This is a genomic window from Pedococcus soli (genome assembly GCF_054782575.1).
On record NZ_BAAGSF010000003.1, the window covers coordinates 359,946 to 373,637 of the forward strand.

A 13,692-nucleotide genomic window follows, 5' to 3' on the forward strand; every position below is an offset into this window, starting at 1 on the left:
AAAGAGACCTGACCTGCGACAACCAAAGTCCCCTTCACTTGCGTCTGTGTGAGTGAATGTGTCCACGGACAAGGGGGTTCGCATGTCGGTCAGCACCATCGGGGTCCTCCCCGTCGCAGTCCGCCCGGTGCACACGGGCCAGGAGGTCGCGATCACGGGTCGCATCGACGTGCACACGGTCCCCGACGTCCGGCTGCTGCTCCACGAGATCATCGACACCGGCTTCGGTGACGTCCACATCCGCCTCGCGGGCGCGGAGATCGGTGACGCCACCGGTCTCGGGGTCCTCGTCGAGGCGTACAACCGGGCCCGCCGGGCCGGGCGCCGCCTCGCCGTGATCGACATGAGCGAGCGCACCGGCCGCCTGTTGCGTGCATCACGCCTCGACCGGTCGCTGGTGCTCCGCGAGCTCCCGGACGGCGCCCGACTGTGGCGGCTGTCACCGCCTGAACGCCTCCCGGCGCGCACCACCCCGCAGGTAACTTCGGGCCATGCCTGCCGCGCCGATCGAACGTGACCGTCCCTGGGTGATGCGCACGTACGCCGGCCACTCCAGCGCCGCTGCCAGCAACGCGCTCTACCGCCGCAACCTCGACAAGGGGCAGACCGGCCTGTCCGTGGCGTTCGACCTGCCCACGCAGACCGGTTACGACCCCGACCACCCGCTCGCGCGCGGTGAGGTGGGCAAGGTGGGCGTGCCGATCTCGCACATCGGCGACATGCGCGCCCTGTTCGACCAGATCCCGCTCGACCAGATGAACACCTCGATGACCATCAACGCCACCGCCATGTGGCTGCTGGCGATGTACCAGGTCGTGGCCGAGGAGCAGGCCCTCGCCGACGGTCGGGACCCGGCCGAGGCGGTGCGAGCCCTTGCCGGCACGACCCAGAACGACATCATCAAGGAGTACCTGTCGCGGGGCACGTACGTCTTCGCGCCCGGGCCCTCGCTGCGCCTGATCACCGACATGGTCGCCTACACGGTGTCGGACATCCCGAAGTGGAACCCGATCAACATCTGCAGCTACCACCTGCAGGAGGCCGGCGCGACGCCGGTGCAGGAGATCGCCTATGCGATGTGCACCGCCATCGCCGTCCTCGATGCGGTGCGTGACTCGGGGCAGGTGCCGCCGGAGCGCTTCGGCGAGGTGGTCGCGCGGATCTCCTTCTTCGTCAACGCCGGTGTGCGGTTCGTCGAGGAGATGTGCAAGATGCGGGCGTTCGTCCAGCTGTGGGACGACCTCACGCGTGAGCGCTACGGCGTGCAGGACCCCAAGCAGCGTCGCTTCCGGTATGGCGTGCAGGTCAACTCGCTCGGCCTCACCGAGGCGCAGCCCGAGAACAACGTCCAGCGCATCGTCCTCGAGATGTTGGCGGTGACCCTGAGCAAGGACGCGCGCGCCCGGGCCGTGCAGCTGCCGGCGTGGAACGAGGCGCTCGGACTGCCCCGGCCGTGGGACCAGCAGTGGTCACTGCGCATGCAGCAGGTGCTCGCCTTCGAGTCCGACCTGCTCGAGTACGACGACCTGTTCGCCGGTTCGACCGTGGTGGAGGCCAAGGTCGCCTCGCTGGTCGAGGGTGCGCGGGCGGAGATCGCCCGGGTGCAGGAGCTCGGTGGCGCGGTCCCGGCGGTCGAGAGCGGGTACATGAAGTCGGCGTTGGTGGCCTCGCACTCGCTGCGACGCCAGCGGATCGAGACGGGTGAGGACGTCGTCGTGGGCGTGAACCGGTTCCAGACGACCGAACCCAACCCGCTCACGGCCGACCTCGACGCGGCGATCCAGACCGTCGACCACGACGTCGAGGCGAAGGCCGTCGCGGCGGTCCGCTCCTGGCGGAAGCAGCGCGACGCCGATCCCGCGGGGCGCGACCGGGCGGCGGCTGCCGTCGCCGCGCTGCGGGCCGAGGCCCGCGCCGGGTCGAACCTCATGGCGGCGTCGCTCGAGGCGGCGCGGGCGGGTGTCACGACGGGGGAGTGGGCCCAGGCGCTGCGCGAGGAGTTCGGGGAGTTCCGTGCCCCGACCGGTGTGTCCGGGTCGGTCGGCGTGAGCGACGGCGGCACCGACGAGCTGCGCGCGGTGCGTGAGCAGGTGCGCCACACCGCCGGCGAGCTCGGCGAACGGCTCCGGGTGCTGGTCGCCAAGCCCGGACTCGACGGCCACAGCAACGGTGCCGAGCAGATCGCCGTGCGCGCCCGTGACGCGGGCTTCGAGGTCGTCTACCAGGGCATCCGCCTGACCCCGGAGCAGATCGTGGCCGCAGCCGTGGCGGAGGACGTCCACCTCGTCGGCATCTCGATCCTGTCCGGCTCCCACATGGAGCTCGTGCCCCAGATCCTCGACGGGCTGCGCACTGCCGGTGCGGGTGACGTGCCCGTCGTGGTCGGCGGGATCATCCCCGACACGGACGCCAGGGCCCTGCAGGCCCTCGGGGTTGCTGCCGTCTTCACGCCCAAGGACTTCGGCCTCAACGACATCATGGGCGAGTTCGTGCAGATCGTGCGCCGGTCGCGTGGGCTCGCCGCCGAGGTGGAGCCCCCCGCCTGAAAAGGAGGCGACCACCGCTGAGGGAGTTGGCACCATGCCGGTATGACGTTGCCGACCCCCACCCTGCACACCGATCGCCTGCTGCTGCGCCCCTTCGAGGACTCCGACGCGGACGCCCTGTTCCGACAGCAGAGCGACCCCACGGTGCTGCGCTACTGGGACTCACCGCCCTGGGTCGACCGGGCTCGGGCGGACCAGTTCATCGCAACCTGCCGGGACCTCGAGCGAGAGGGCAGCGGCGCGCGCCTGGTGGTCACCCGGCGAGCTGACGGGGAGTTCCTCGGCTGGGTCAGCCTCACGCGGTGGAACCCCACGTTCCGCAGCGCGTCCCTCGGCTACTGCTACGGCGAAGCCGCCTGGGGCCGCGGCCATGGCACCGAGGCGGCTCGGACGGTGCTGCGCTGGGGTTTCGAGACGCTCGACCTCAATCGGGTGCAGGCCGAGGCCGACACCCGCAACATCGGTTCGACCCGGGTGCTGGAGAAGTCGGGCTTCGTGCGGGAGGGCACCTTGCGCGAGGACTGCATCGTCGATGGCGTCATCTCCGACTCGCACGTGTACGGGCTCCTGCGCCGGGAGTGGGAGCAGCAGGTCGCGTAGCGACCGCGCTCAGAGCCACGCGCCGTGGCGCAGGACGCCCACGGGGTGCAGCTCGCGGTCCGTGACGAGCACGTCGGCCCGGGACCCCGGGGCCAGGGTGCCCACGCCCACCAGCGACAGCGACCGCGCCGGAGTCGCCGCTGCCGCCGCCACGGCATCCACCAGGTCGATGCCGAGCTCCGTCACGCACCACCGGACCTGGTCCAGCAGCGTGGAGACCCCGCCCGCGAGCGACCCGCCCTCGGCGAGCCGGGCCTCGCGACCGCGGACCTCGACGTCCCGGCCCCCGAGCGTGTAGGTGCCGTCGTCGAGGCCGCTGGCCGACATGGCGTCGCTGACCAGCGCGATGCCTGCCGGGCCGACGGTGTCGAAGACCAGCTGCACGGTGGCGCCGTCGAGGTGGACACCGTCGGCGATGAGCTCGACGACAGCCTCGCTGCGGGCGGCCGCGCCCAGCGCGGCGGCGACCGGGCCGGGGGCGCGGTGGTGCAGCGGCGGCATACCGTTGAAGAGATGGGTGACCAGCGGGAGCCCGCCTCGGATGCCGCCGCCGAGCACGGCGGACAGGGCCCGGGAACAGGTCGCGTGGTCGGCGTCGGTGTGGCCCAGGGCGCCGAGGACCCCGTGTCCGGCGAGGGCCGAGGGGAGGCTGCCGGAGGAATCGCGCTCGGGGGCGAAGGTCATGTGCAGCAAGCCACCACCGGCCGCGGCCACCAGCGCGTCGACCAGGTCGAGGTCGACGTCGACGAGCGCCGCGGGATCCTGCGCCCCGCAGCGCACGGTCGACAGGAACGGACCCTCGAGGTGCAGGCCCGCGAGCTCCCCGGAGGCCACGAGCGGGGCGAGGGCCGTGGCACCGGCGAGCAGGACGGAGGCCGGGGCGGACACGAGCGAACCCACCACGGACGTCGTCCCCGCCCGGTGGTGGTGGGCCGCGGCCGTCCGCGCGCTGTCCGCGTCGGGGCCGAACTCGCCACCGGCGCCGCCGTGGCAGTGCACGTCCACCAGGCCGGGGAGCAGGGTGACGTCCCCGGGGAGGTCGTCACGGGTGGGCAGCCCCGCCCACAGGTCGGGCAGCTCGGTGCGCGGACCGGCGTAGGAGATGCGGTCGCCCTCCACCACGACGGCCCCGTCCTCGACGACCCCACCGGGCAGGACGAGACGTCCGGTCAGCAGGAGTCGGTCGAGGGTCGGGCCGTCACTGGTCACGACAGGATGATGGACCGCGAGAGGTGCCGCGGTCGATCAGGGTCCACGCCGGCGCGTCCCGCCTTGAGCAGGCACAGCCGGTGGACGCGCAGGAGGTCGGCCAGCGGGTCGATGTCGCGGTGCTCGAAGTGGGCACCCGTCGCGCGGACGTCCTCGTCGAGCCCGGGCGGGACCTCGCCGAACGCCCACGTGGCCCCACCCTCGGTGGTGATGCTGATCGGCCCGTGGCGGTACTCCATCGCGGGGTACGCCTCGGTCCAGAACTGGGCCGACTCGCGGAGCTTCAGGGCCGCCTCCTGGGCCAGGCCGTTGGTCCAGCCGCGCCCCACGAAGGTCAGCTGGTGGGCATCGCCCACCCCGGCCAGCGCGCTGTCCTCGTCCTCGGCCAGGACGGCCTCGGCGTCGGCGATCGCCGGGCCGAGGTCCTCACCGAGGGTGGCGCGCAGCAGCGCCAGGACGGTCGTGGCGAAGCGGGTCTGCACGACCGACTGCTCGTCCACCTCGGGCAGGAGGAAGGCGTGGGTGGCCAGCGACGGGATCGCCGTGCCCTCGGTCGCCACGATGGCCGTGGTGGTTCGCCCGTCGGCCCGCAGGCGCTCGAGCAGCTCGATCACCTCGGTCGTGGTGCCGGAGCGGGAAATGGCCACGACGTGGTCGAACTCCCGGGTGAGGGGGAACTCGCTCGCGGCGTGGGCTTCCGTGTGCCCGGCGCCGGACTGCTCGCGCAGGGTCGCGTAGGCCTGCGCCATGAAGAAGGAGGTGCCGCAGCCGACCACGGCGACGCGGGCGCCCGGGGCCGGCAGGACGGCCAGGGCCTCGTCGACCCGGCTGCGAACGGCGGCCCAGTCGGTGGGCTGCGTCGCGATCTCGTGGGCGAGGTGGCTCGAGTAGGAAGTCATCGAGATCCCATCTGTGAGTGATTGAGAGTGCTGAAAGTCTCTACCAGTCATATTCGATCAGTCAAGATCCCAGCGGTATGTCCCGTTTCGCGCAGGGGTTTGGTGAGAATCTCTCGGAAATGGGTGCGGTGAAGTGCTTGACGAGGCTCGCGGGGAGGGCCAAGGTTTCCCTCATGCTTCCTCGAAGATGAGCGAAGCGCGCTTGAAACGCTAGGAAACGATCATCCGTTTCGCGACAGTGACGAACGACTTGAGGAGCGACGTGGGCACCACGACTTCACGACACACACAGGCGGTGCGTTGGGGCGGCCTCGCCCTCGGCACGGCATTCGCCCTGGCGGCCTGCTCCGGGGGCACCGGGGCCGGCACGGCCGGCGGCGGCGACAGCTCGGGGAAGAAGGCGACGACCATCAAGCTCGTCGCCGCGGAGTACTCCAAGGACCACACGAAGGCGTTCTGGGACAAGTTCGCCACCGATTACAAGGCCAAGACGGGCAACACCCTCGAGGTGCAGATCGTCAGCTGGGACGACATCGACCAGCAGAGCTCGACGATGGTCCAGAACAACAACCCGCCGGACATCCTCAACCTCAACGCGTACGCGAGCTACGCGAAGGACGACCTGCTCTACAGTGCCGACGACGTGCTGTCGGACTCGGTGAAGTCCGACCTGCTCGAGGCGTTCGTCAAGTCCGGGTCCTACAACGGCAAGATGTACGGCATGCCCGACCTGAGCTCGGCGCGGGCCATGTTCTACAACAAGAAGCTCTTCCAGCAGGCGGGCATCACCGCGGCGCCGAAGACCTGGGACGAGTTCAAGGCCGACGCCAAGAAGGTCTCGGCCCTCGGGAACGGCGCCATCGGCTACGGCCTGCCGCTCGGCCCGGAGGAGTCGCAGGGCGAGTTCTCGATCTGGATGTTCAACAACGGCGGAGACTGGAAGAAGGACGGGAAGTGGACGATCAACTCGGCCCAGAACGTCGAGACGCTGTCGTTCCTCAAGTCGCTGTCGACTGACAAGCTGACCCAGAACAACCCCGGCAAGACCAACCGCCAGGACGCGTTCGACCTGTTCGCCTCCGGCAAGGTCGGCATGGTCGTCGGCTTCTCGCCGCTCGCGGCCACCCTCGACGCTGCGAAGAAGGTCGACTACGGCGTCGCGCCGATGCCGACCAAGGCCGACGGCGGCGAGCCGCAGACCTTCGGCGTCACGGACTACCTCATGGCGTTCAAGAAGGACGGCAACAAGGACGCGGTGAAGGCGTTCTACGACCTGTACTACCAGAAGGACCAGGTCAACTCGTTCATCAAGGCCGAGGGCTTCCTGCCGGTGACCAAGTCCGGCATCGAGGAGTTCAAGTCCGACACCAAGCTCGCGACCTATCTCGAGACGCTGCCGAACGCGCACCTCACGCCGACCGACGACCCCACGTGGGACAAGGTCAAGCTCGCGGTCCAGCAGAACCTCGGCACCGCGATGACGGGCGACCCGAAGGCCGTGCTCGACAAGCTCCAGAAGTCTGCTGAAGCCGGCGGCTGAGCGTGACGCAGACCGCTTCGGCTCCCGTGGGTGCGACCGGTGACCCGGCCGCACCCACGGCGGGTCGCCGGCCGCGCCGGGCACGCCCGCGCCGCGGCCGGGCCTCGCTGGGTCAGGCGCTCCTGTGGCTGGGGCCGGCCCTCCTCCTGATCTTCGGCGTCGTCGTCTACCCGGCCGTCGAGCTGGTCAAGGCCTCGCTGTCGCGCTACTCGATCACGGGTCTGCGCAAGGGCGACGCGGGCCTCGACAACTACACGAACGTCCTGGCCAACGAGTCGCTCGGCACCGTGCTGACCAACACCCTGGTCTGGGTGGTCGCCGTCGTGGCCCTGACGATCCTCATCAGCCTCGGCCTCGCGCAGTTCCTCACCAAGGAGTTCTGGGGCAGACGGATCGTGCGCTGGGCCGTCATCGTCCCGTGGGCGGCCTCGCTGGTCATCACGGCGCGGCTGTTCAGCCTCATCTACAGCTACTACTACGGCACCCTCAACGCCGTCCTGCTGAAGATCGGCCTCGTGGACACCCCCATCGACTTCCTGGGTGACGACCGCTGGATCATGCCGTCGATGATCGCGGTCGGGGTGTTCGTGTCGATCCCGTTCACGGCCTACGTGTTCGTCGCCGGCCTGCACGCCATCCCCACCGACGTCTACGAGGCGGCCCGCATCGACGGTGCCTCGCCCTGGCAGATCTGGCGCCGGATCACGTTGCCGCTGCTGCGCCCGGCCATCCTCGTGGCGACGGTGCTCAACATGATCTACGTGTTCAACAGCTTCCCGATCATCTACACCCTCAACGAGTCCAACCCCGGCTTCAGCCACGACACGACGATCACGTTCATGTACAAGCTGGCGTTCAAGAGCGCCGAGAAGGACGTGGGCCAGTCGGCTGCGGCCGGCCTGTTCAACGTGCTCCTGATCCTCGTGGCCGTCGTCATCTACCTGCGTGTCTCGCGCTGGCGCGAGGAGGAGGAGTCGTGAACGGCACCCTGAGCTGGCGTCGGATCCGCCCGGCGGCGATGCCGGTCATCGGCCTCGGGGTCGCATTCGCGTTCCTGTGGCCCTACCTCGTCATGCTGCTCGACGCGTTCCGCCCGAGCGGCGACGTGGTGCAGACCCCGGCGTCGATCCTGCCGCGGGAGTGGAAGTGGACGACGTTCTCCGAGGTGGTGGGGGACGAGCGCTTCCGCGCCTGGCTCCAGACGTCCCTGATCGTGGCCCTGTCCTCGACGGTGATCGTGGTCCTGGTCGCCGTCCCGGCGGCATACTTCACCGCGCGCTTCCGCTTCCCCGGGCGGATCGCGTTCCTCTTCCTGGTCCTCATCACGCAGATGTTCTCGCCGACCTCGCTCGTCGTGGGCATCTACCGGGAGTTCTACGCGCTCACCCTCGTCGACACCTACCAGGCGCTCATCCTCACGAACGCGGCCTTCAACCTCGCGTTCGCGATCTGGATCCTCCACGGGTTCTTCGCCTCCATCCCCAAGGAGGTCGAGGAGGCGGCGGAGCTCGACGGGTGCGGACCCCTCCTGCGGCTGCGCCGGGTCATGCTGCCCCTCACCCTGCCCGGGCTCGTGACGGCGACGATCTTCACCTTCATCGCGGCGTGGAACGAGTACGTCGTCGCGCTGACCCTGATGCTCAGCGACGAGAAGAAACCACTCACCGTCGGCATCAACTCCTACGTCACCGGCTACGAGCAGAACTGGGACCAGCTCTTCGGTGCCTCGATCATCGCAATCGTCCCCGTCGTCATCCTGTTCGCGGTCATCGAGAAGCACCTCGTCGGGGGCCTGACTGCCGGGTCGGTCAAGTGACCGCACCCACCGCCAGGCCCGCGGACCGGGGGGCGCGCTGGAGCGCGCTCCTCGGCCTGCTCGCCGAGCACGGGCGGCTCAGCGTGACCGAGGTCGTCGAGTCGCTCGGCGTGAGCGAGGCGACGGTGCGCCGCGACTTCGCCGACCTCGCCGCCCAGCAGCTCGTGACCCGCACGCACGGCGGCATCGTCGCGACGGCCGTGGCCTACGACCTGCCGGCCCGCTACAAGCAGGCCGGCGGCGACGACGCCAAGGACCGCATCGCCGCGTGTGCCGCGGACCTCGCCCTCGAGGGATCGGTGGTCGGCTTCAACGGCGGCACCACCACGAGTGCCGTGGCACGACGCCTCGCCGCCCGGTCGGACCTGGCGATGTCGTCGCGACGCCCCGCCATCACCGTGGTCACCAACGCGCTCAACATCGCCACGGAGATGGTGCTGCGTCCCTTCGTCCGCTGCGTCTCCCTCGGTGGCGTCGCCCGCCCGGAGTCCTACGAGCTCTCCGGCCCGCTGGCGGCGATGGTCCTCGGCGAGCTCTGGCTCGACACCGTCTTCCTCGGCGTCGACGCGGTCTCGGCGACGGCCGGTGCGATGTGCCACCACGAGGGCGAGGCCGGCATCAACTCGCTCATGGTCGAGCGCTCCGAGCGCGTCGTGGTGGTGGCCACGGGCGCCAAGCTCGGCACCAGGGCGTTCGCCCGCATCTGCCCGTCGTCGCGGATCAACCTCGTCGTCACCGACGGCAGTGCACCGAAGGCCGCCGTCGCCGACCTGCGTTCGGCCGGCATCACGGTGGAAGTGGTCTGAGCGTGGCGCAGGTCGTGGCCGCCGTGGACGTCGGCGGCACCAGGGTCAAGGCCGCGCTGGTCGACGCCGCCGGCCACGAGGTCGAGTCCCGGACCGTGCCCACCGTGCCCGGCGCCTCGGTCGAGGGTGTCCTCGTCGGCCAGGTCGCCGGGTTGGTGCGCGACCTGCGCGACAGCGCCGGCAGCCGGCACGAGGTCGGTGCGTGTGGCGTCGTCGTCCCCGGCCTGGTGGACGGCTCCGCGGGGGTGGCCCGCTGGTCGGCCAACCTCGGATGGCGGGACCTTCCCGTGTCCGGTCCCCTGACGGAGCTGCTCGGGCTGCCGGTGGCACTGGGCCACGACGTGCGCGCCGGGCTCGTGGCGGAGGTGCGCTGGGGCGCGGCCTCCGGCGCACGCAACGTCCTGTTCCTGCCCGTCGGCACGGGCATCGCCGGAGCCCTCATGCTCGACGGCCGCGTCGTCGAGGCCGACGGGTGGGCCGGCGAGCTCGGTCACGTGGTCGTGGAGCCCGACGGTCCGCTCTGCGGGTGCGGTGCCCACGGGTGCCTCGAGGCGGTCGCCTCCGCGGCTGCCGTGGAGCGCCGGTATGCCGCGCTGTCGGCTCCTGGCGCGGGCGGCCCCGTCGGCGCCGACCGGATCGCCTCCCTGGTCGACGCCAGCGACCCGCTCGCCGTCGAGGTGTGGGGGGTCGCCGTCGAGGCGCTGGCCCGGGCCGTGACCCTCACCGTGACCCTGACGGGGGTCGAGCGGGTCCTCGTTGGTGGTGGGCTGGCACAGAGCGGGGAGACCCTGCTGGGTCCGCTGCGGGACGCCGTCGCGTCCCGGCTGACGTTCCAGCGGGCGCCCACCATCGAGCGGGCGCAGCTGGGGGAGCGGGCCGGGTGCCTCGGCGCGGCCGCACTGGCCTGGGACCTCTCATGATCCTCACCGTCACCCCCAACCCCGCCCTCGACGTGACCTACGACGTCGAGCGGCTGGCCGTGCACGAGAGCCACCGGGTGCTCGCGGTCCACGAGGTGGCCGGTGGCAAGGGCATCAACGTCGCGTCGGTGCTGCACCTGCTCGGCCACGGCGTGCTCGTCACCGGGGTCGTCGGCGGCCCGACGGGTGACCAGGTGCGCGCGGACCTCGACCGTCGCGACATACCCCACCGGTTCGCGCGTGCAGCCTCGCCGACCCGGCGCACGACCACCGTGGTGAGTGGGGAGGACGGCGAGGCGACGGCGTTCAACGAGCCCGGTCCACCGTGGCCCGGCGGAGCCTGGGGTGGTCTGCTCGACCACGTCGCGGCCCTGCTCGACGACCTCCCCGTGACGGTGCTGGTCGCGTCAGGCAGCCTGCCGCCGGGCGTGCCCGACCATGCCTTCGCCGACCTGACGACGGTGGGGCGGGACGCCGGCGTGCCGGTCGTCGTCGACGCCTCGAGAGCAGCACTGCTCGGCGCCCTCGCGGCGTCCCCGGACGTCGTCAAGCCGAACCGTGAGGAGCTGCGCGGGGCCACCGGGGTCGACGACCCCGCGATGGGAGCGAAGCTGTTGCAGGACAGGGGCGCCCGCCACGTGGTGGTCTCCCTGGGAGCCGACGGGATCATGGCCGTGGCGCCCACCGGTGAGGTCGTCCGGGCGCGGCTCGGGGCGAGGTTGCGCGGCAACGCCACGGGTGCCGGCGACGCGGCCGTGGCCGCGCTCGCGGTCGCCCTCGCGCGCGGGTCGGACTGGGCGTCCGGAGTTGCCGACGCCGTGGCGTGGTCCGCCGCGGCCGTCCTGCAACCCGTCGCCGGATCCGTCGACCCCCGAGACGTCGAACGACTGCGGCCGACCGTCCGCGTCGAGACCCTGGAGGACTGACCGTGCTCGTGCCGTTGACCGAGGTGCTGGGCCCTGCGCGAGACCGGGGCCGGGGGCTGGGCGCCTTCAACGTGATCCACCTCGAGCACGCCGAGGCGCTGGTCGGCGCGGCCGAGGACGTGGGGCTGCCCGTCGTCCTCCAGATCAGTGAGAACACCGTCGCGTGGCACGGTTCGCTCGCGCCGCTGGCCGCGGCCACCAGGACGTTGGCCGAGCGGGCGTCGGTGCCGGTGGTGCTCCACCTCGACCACGCCGTGTCGGTCGACCTGGTCCGCGAGTCGCTCGACCTCGGGTTCACGTCGGTGATGTTCGACGGGTCGACCCTCGACGACGCCGCGAACCGCTCCACGACGCGGGAGGTCGTCTCGCTCTGCCACGAGCGGGGCGTCGATGTGGAGGCCGAGCTGGGCGAGATCGGCGGCAAGGACGGTGTCCATGCCCCAGGTGTGCGGACGGATCCCGTTGAGGCACAAAGGTTTGCGCTCGACACCGGGGTCGACGCGCTGGCCGTGGCCGTCGGCTCCTCCCACGCGATGACCGAGCGCACCGCCGCGCTCGACCTCGAGCTGGTGGCGGCGATCCGCGCCGCGGTGCCGGTCCCGCTGGTCCTGCACGGGTCCTCCGGCGTGCCGGACGACGGCCTGGTGGCCGGGGTGCGGGCCGGCATGACCAAGGTCAACATCGCGACCCACCTGTCCAGCGTGTTCACCGGAGCCGTGCGCCACCACCTCGCGTCCGATGCCCGGCTCGTGGACAGCCGCAGGTACCTCGGACCGGCACGTTTGGCGATGCGGGCCGAGGCGGCGCGCCTGCTCGAGCTCCTCGCCCTGCGCTGACAGGGCGAACCCACGCTCGGAGGGGCCGACGCGGCGTACGCGTCGGCCCCTCCGTGGGGGTGTCGGCTCAGGCGTCGATGTGGGACATGTCGCCGTACCGGTCGCCTGCGACCGCGTCGCGCGGCACGGCCTGCTCGAGGGCAGCCAGGTCCTCGGCGCCGAGCTCGACGCCGATCGCGGCGACGTTCTCCTCGAGGTACTTGACCCGCTTGGTGCCGGGGATGGGAGCGATGTCCTGCCCCTGGGCGAGGACCCAGGCCAGGGCCAGCTGCCCGGGCGTGCAGCCCTTGGCCTCCGCGAGCTGCTGCCTGATGCGCTCCACGAGCAGGAGGTTGGCATCGAGCGCCTCGCCCTGGAACCGCGGGAAGTAGGGCGACCGGCGCGCGTCGGCCTCTCCGTCGGCGCCCTGGGTGCGGGAGATCGTGCCGGTGAGCATGCCGCGACCCAGGGGCGAGTACGGGACCAGCCCGATGCCGAGCTCCCGAACCGTCGGCAGTATCTCGTCCTCGAGGTCCCGGGTGAACAACGAGTACTCCGTCTGGAGCGCGGTGATCGGGTGCGTGGCGTGGGCGCGACGGATGGTCTCAGCCGAGGCCTCGGACAGTCCCAGGCGGCGGACCTTCCCGGCCTCGACCAGCTCGGCCATCGCCCCGACGGTCTCCTCGATCGGCACCGTCTTGTCGACGCGGTGCTGGTAGTACAGGTCGATGTGGTCGACGCCGAGACGCTGCAGGCTGGCGTCGGCGGCCTTGCGGACGTACTCGGGGGAGCCGTTGATGCCGAGACGCTCGCCGTTCGCCCCACGCTCGTTGCCGAACTTGGTGGCCAGGACCACCTCGTCGCGACGTCCCGCGATGGCGCGGCCCACGAGCTGCTCGTTCGTGAACGGGCCGTACATGTCTGCCGTGTCCAGGAACGTCACGCCGAGGTCGAGGGCGCGGTGGATCGTGGCGATGCCCGACGCCTCGTCGGGGGTGCCGTAGAACTCGGACATCCCCATGCAGCCGAGGCCGAGGGCGGAGACGGTGAGGTCGGTGCCGTGGTCGGCTCTGCCGAGCACGCGGGTGGGGAGGGCGTTCGATGTCGTCATGGGCTCCACTCTCCGACTTCGAGTGCGCTCCAAGTCAAGCGGGGCGGTACCCGGGGCGGGTCCGGTCAGGTCGGTCAGGCGGGTCCGGTCAGGTCGGTCAGGCGGAGCGGCGACGGGCGGGTCGGGCGAGCCGGGAGCGGTAGAGCTCGATCTTCGTGTCGATGGCCTCGAGGTGCGCCCGGACCTCCTCGAGGTCGGCGAGCACCTTCTCGCGGTGGGTGAGCAGGAGCTCCAGCCGCTCGCGCTCGTTGCCGTCCCCGCCACGCACGAGGTCGGCGTAGGTGCGGACCTCGCGGATCGGCATACCCGTGGCACGCAGGCGGGTGAGCATGGTGATCCACGTGACGTCGTCCTCGGTGTAGCGCCGGTGTCCCGAGGGGGAGCGGTCGACGACGTCGAGGAGCAGGCCGTCGCGCTCGTAGTAGCGCAGGGTGTGGGCGGTCAGACCGGTGCGCTCGGCCGCCTCGGCGATGGTGAAGGTCACCCACCGATGCTCATCGCGCG

General features: G+C 71.2%; 14 protein-coding genes. 10 read left to right on the forward strand and 4 right to left on the reverse strand.

What is annotated here, in order from left to right:
- The first annotated feature begins 82 nt into the window (after positions 1-82).
- From ACYVKF_RS04710 to ACYVKF_RS04720, 3 genes are read left to right on the forward strand one after another with little or no spacing between them, the layout of a single operon-like run.
- Entirely contained in the window at positions 83-517 is a 435-nt protein-coding gene (locus ACYVKF_RS04710; RefSeq protein WP_460965185.1) for an STAS domain-containing protein, read from the forward strand.
- 13 nt (positions 518-530) lie between these two features.
- Positions 531-2,546 carry a protein meaA gene (locus ACYVKF_RS04715; RefSeq protein WP_460965539.1) on the forward strand — a complete coding sequence of 672 codons (2,016 nt, stop codon included), beginning with the start codon at positions 531-533 and terminating at the stop codon, positions 2,544-2,546.
- A 42-nt stretch (positions 2,547-2,588) separates the two neighbouring features.
- Complete coding sequence (locus tag ACYVKF_RS04720) at positions 2,589-3,146, forward strand: GNAT family N-acetyltransferase (RefSeq protein ID WP_460965187.1); 558 nt, start codon at positions 2,589-2,591, stop codon at positions 3,144-3,146.
- A gap of 9 nt (positions 3,147-3,155) precedes the next feature.
- On the opposite strand, the gene ACYVKF_RS04725 is transcribed toward ACYVKF_RS04720, so the two are convergent.
- On the reverse strand, positions 3,156-4,355 hold the full coding sequence (locus ACYVKF_RS04725; RefSeq protein WP_460965189.1) for an N-acetylglucosamine-6-phosphate deacetylase: 1,200 nt from the start codon (positions 4,353-4,355) through the stop codon (positions 3,156-3,158).
- Positions 4,352-5,254 (reverse strand): SIS domain-containing protein, encoded by a 903-nt coding sequence (locus tag ACYVKF_RS04730; protein ID WP_460965191.1) that lies wholly within the window; start codon positions 5,252-5,254, stop codon positions 4,352-4,354. Before ACYVKF_RS04730 ends, ACYVKF_RS04725 begins: the two co-directional genes overlap by 4 nt.
- A 295-nt stretch (positions 5,255-5,549) precedes the next feature.
- Here ACYVKF_RS04730 and ACYVKF_RS04735 point away from each other — a divergent pair, with 295 nt between their 5' ends.
- From ACYVKF_RS04735 to ACYVKF_RS04765, 7 genes are read left to right on the forward strand one after another with little or no spacing between them, the layout of a single operon-like run.
- Positions 5,550-6,794 (forward strand): extracellular solute-binding protein, encoded by a 1,245-nt coding sequence (locus ACYVKF_RS04735; protein ID WP_056915247.1) that lies wholly within the window; start codon positions 5,550-5,552, stop codon positions 6,792-6,794.
- Positions 6,795-6,796: 2 nt separating this feature from the next.
- Entirely contained in the window at positions 6,797-7,774 is a 978-nt protein-coding gene (locus ACYVKF_RS04740) for a carbohydrate ABC transporter permease (protein WP_235529059.1), read from the forward strand.
- Complete coding sequence (locus tag ACYVKF_RS04745) at positions 7,771-8,610, forward strand: carbohydrate ABC transporter permease (RefSeq protein WP_235529058.1); 840 nt, start codon at positions 7,771-7,773, stop codon at positions 8,608-8,610. Before ACYVKF_RS04740 ends, ACYVKF_RS04745 begins: the two co-directional genes overlap by 4 nt.
- Complete coding sequence (locus tag ACYVKF_RS04750; RefSeq protein WP_056915246.1) at positions 8,607-9,416, forward strand: DeoR/GlpR family DNA-binding transcription regulator; 810 nt, start codon at positions 8,607-8,609, stop codon at positions 9,414-9,416. Before ACYVKF_RS04745 ends, ACYVKF_RS04750 begins: the two co-directional genes overlap by 4 nt.
- A gap of 2 nt (positions 9,417-9,418) precedes the next feature.
- Complete coding sequence (locus ACYVKF_RS04755) at positions 9,419-10,336, forward strand: ROK family protein (protein WP_460965193.1); 918 nt, start codon at positions 9,419-9,421, stop codon at positions 10,334-10,336.
- On the forward strand, positions 10,333-11,262 hold the full coding sequence (locus ACYVKF_RS04760; RefSeq protein ID WP_460965195.1) for a 1-phosphofructokinase family hexose kinase: 930 nt from the start codon (positions 10,333-10,335) through the stop codon (positions 11,260-11,262). Before ACYVKF_RS04755 ends, ACYVKF_RS04760 begins: the two co-directional genes overlap by 4 nt.
- Before the next feature lie 2 nt (positions 11,263-11,264).
- On the forward strand, positions 11,265-12,098 hold the full coding sequence (locus ACYVKF_RS04765) for a class II fructose-bisphosphate aldolase (RefSeq protein WP_460965197.1): 834 nt from the start codon (positions 11,265-11,267) through the stop codon (positions 12,096-12,098).
- 67 nt (positions 12,099-12,165) lie between these two features.
- Here ACYVKF_RS04765 and ACYVKF_RS04770 read toward each other — a convergent pair whose 3' ends face one another.
- Positions 12,166-13,188, reverse strand: a complete 1,023-nt coding sequence (locus tag ACYVKF_RS04770) for an aldo/keto reductase (protein ID WP_460965199.1) — start codon at positions 13,186-13,188, stop codon at positions 12,166-12,168.
- A 97-nt stretch (positions 13,189-13,285) separates the two neighbouring features.
- A complete protein-coding gene (locus tag ACYVKF_RS04775) occupies positions 13,286-13,672 on the reverse strand; it encodes a MerR family transcriptional regulator (protein WP_460965201.1) in 387 nt (128 codons plus the stop codon).
- Positions 13,673-13,692 lie beyond the last annotated feature (20 nt).

Coding starts and splice junctions, on each gene's coding strand:
- ACYVKF_RS04710 (WP_460965185.1), top strand. CDS start 83: ATGTCGGTCAGCACCATCGGGGTCCTCCCCGTCGCAGTCCGCCCGGTG.
- ACYVKF_RS04715 (WP_460965539.1), top strand. CDS start 531: ATGCGCACGTACGCCGGCCACTCCAGCGCCGCTGCCAGCAACGCGCTC.
- ACYVKF_RS04720 (WP_460965187.1), top strand. CDS start 2,589: ATGACGTTGCCGACCCCCACCCTGCACACCGATCGCCTGCTGCTGCGC.
- ACYVKF_RS04730 (WP_460965191.1), bottom strand. CDS start 5,254: ATGACTTCCTACTCGAGCCACCTCGCCCACGAGATCGCGACGCAGCCC.
- ACYVKF_RS04760 (WP_460965195.1), top strand. CDS start 10,333: ATGATCCTCACCGTCACCCCCAACCCCGCCCTCGACGTGACCTACGAC.
- ACYVKF_RS04770 (WP_460965199.1), bottom strand. CDS start 13,188: ATGACGACATCGAACGCCCTCCCCACCCGCGTGCTCGGCAGAGCCGAC.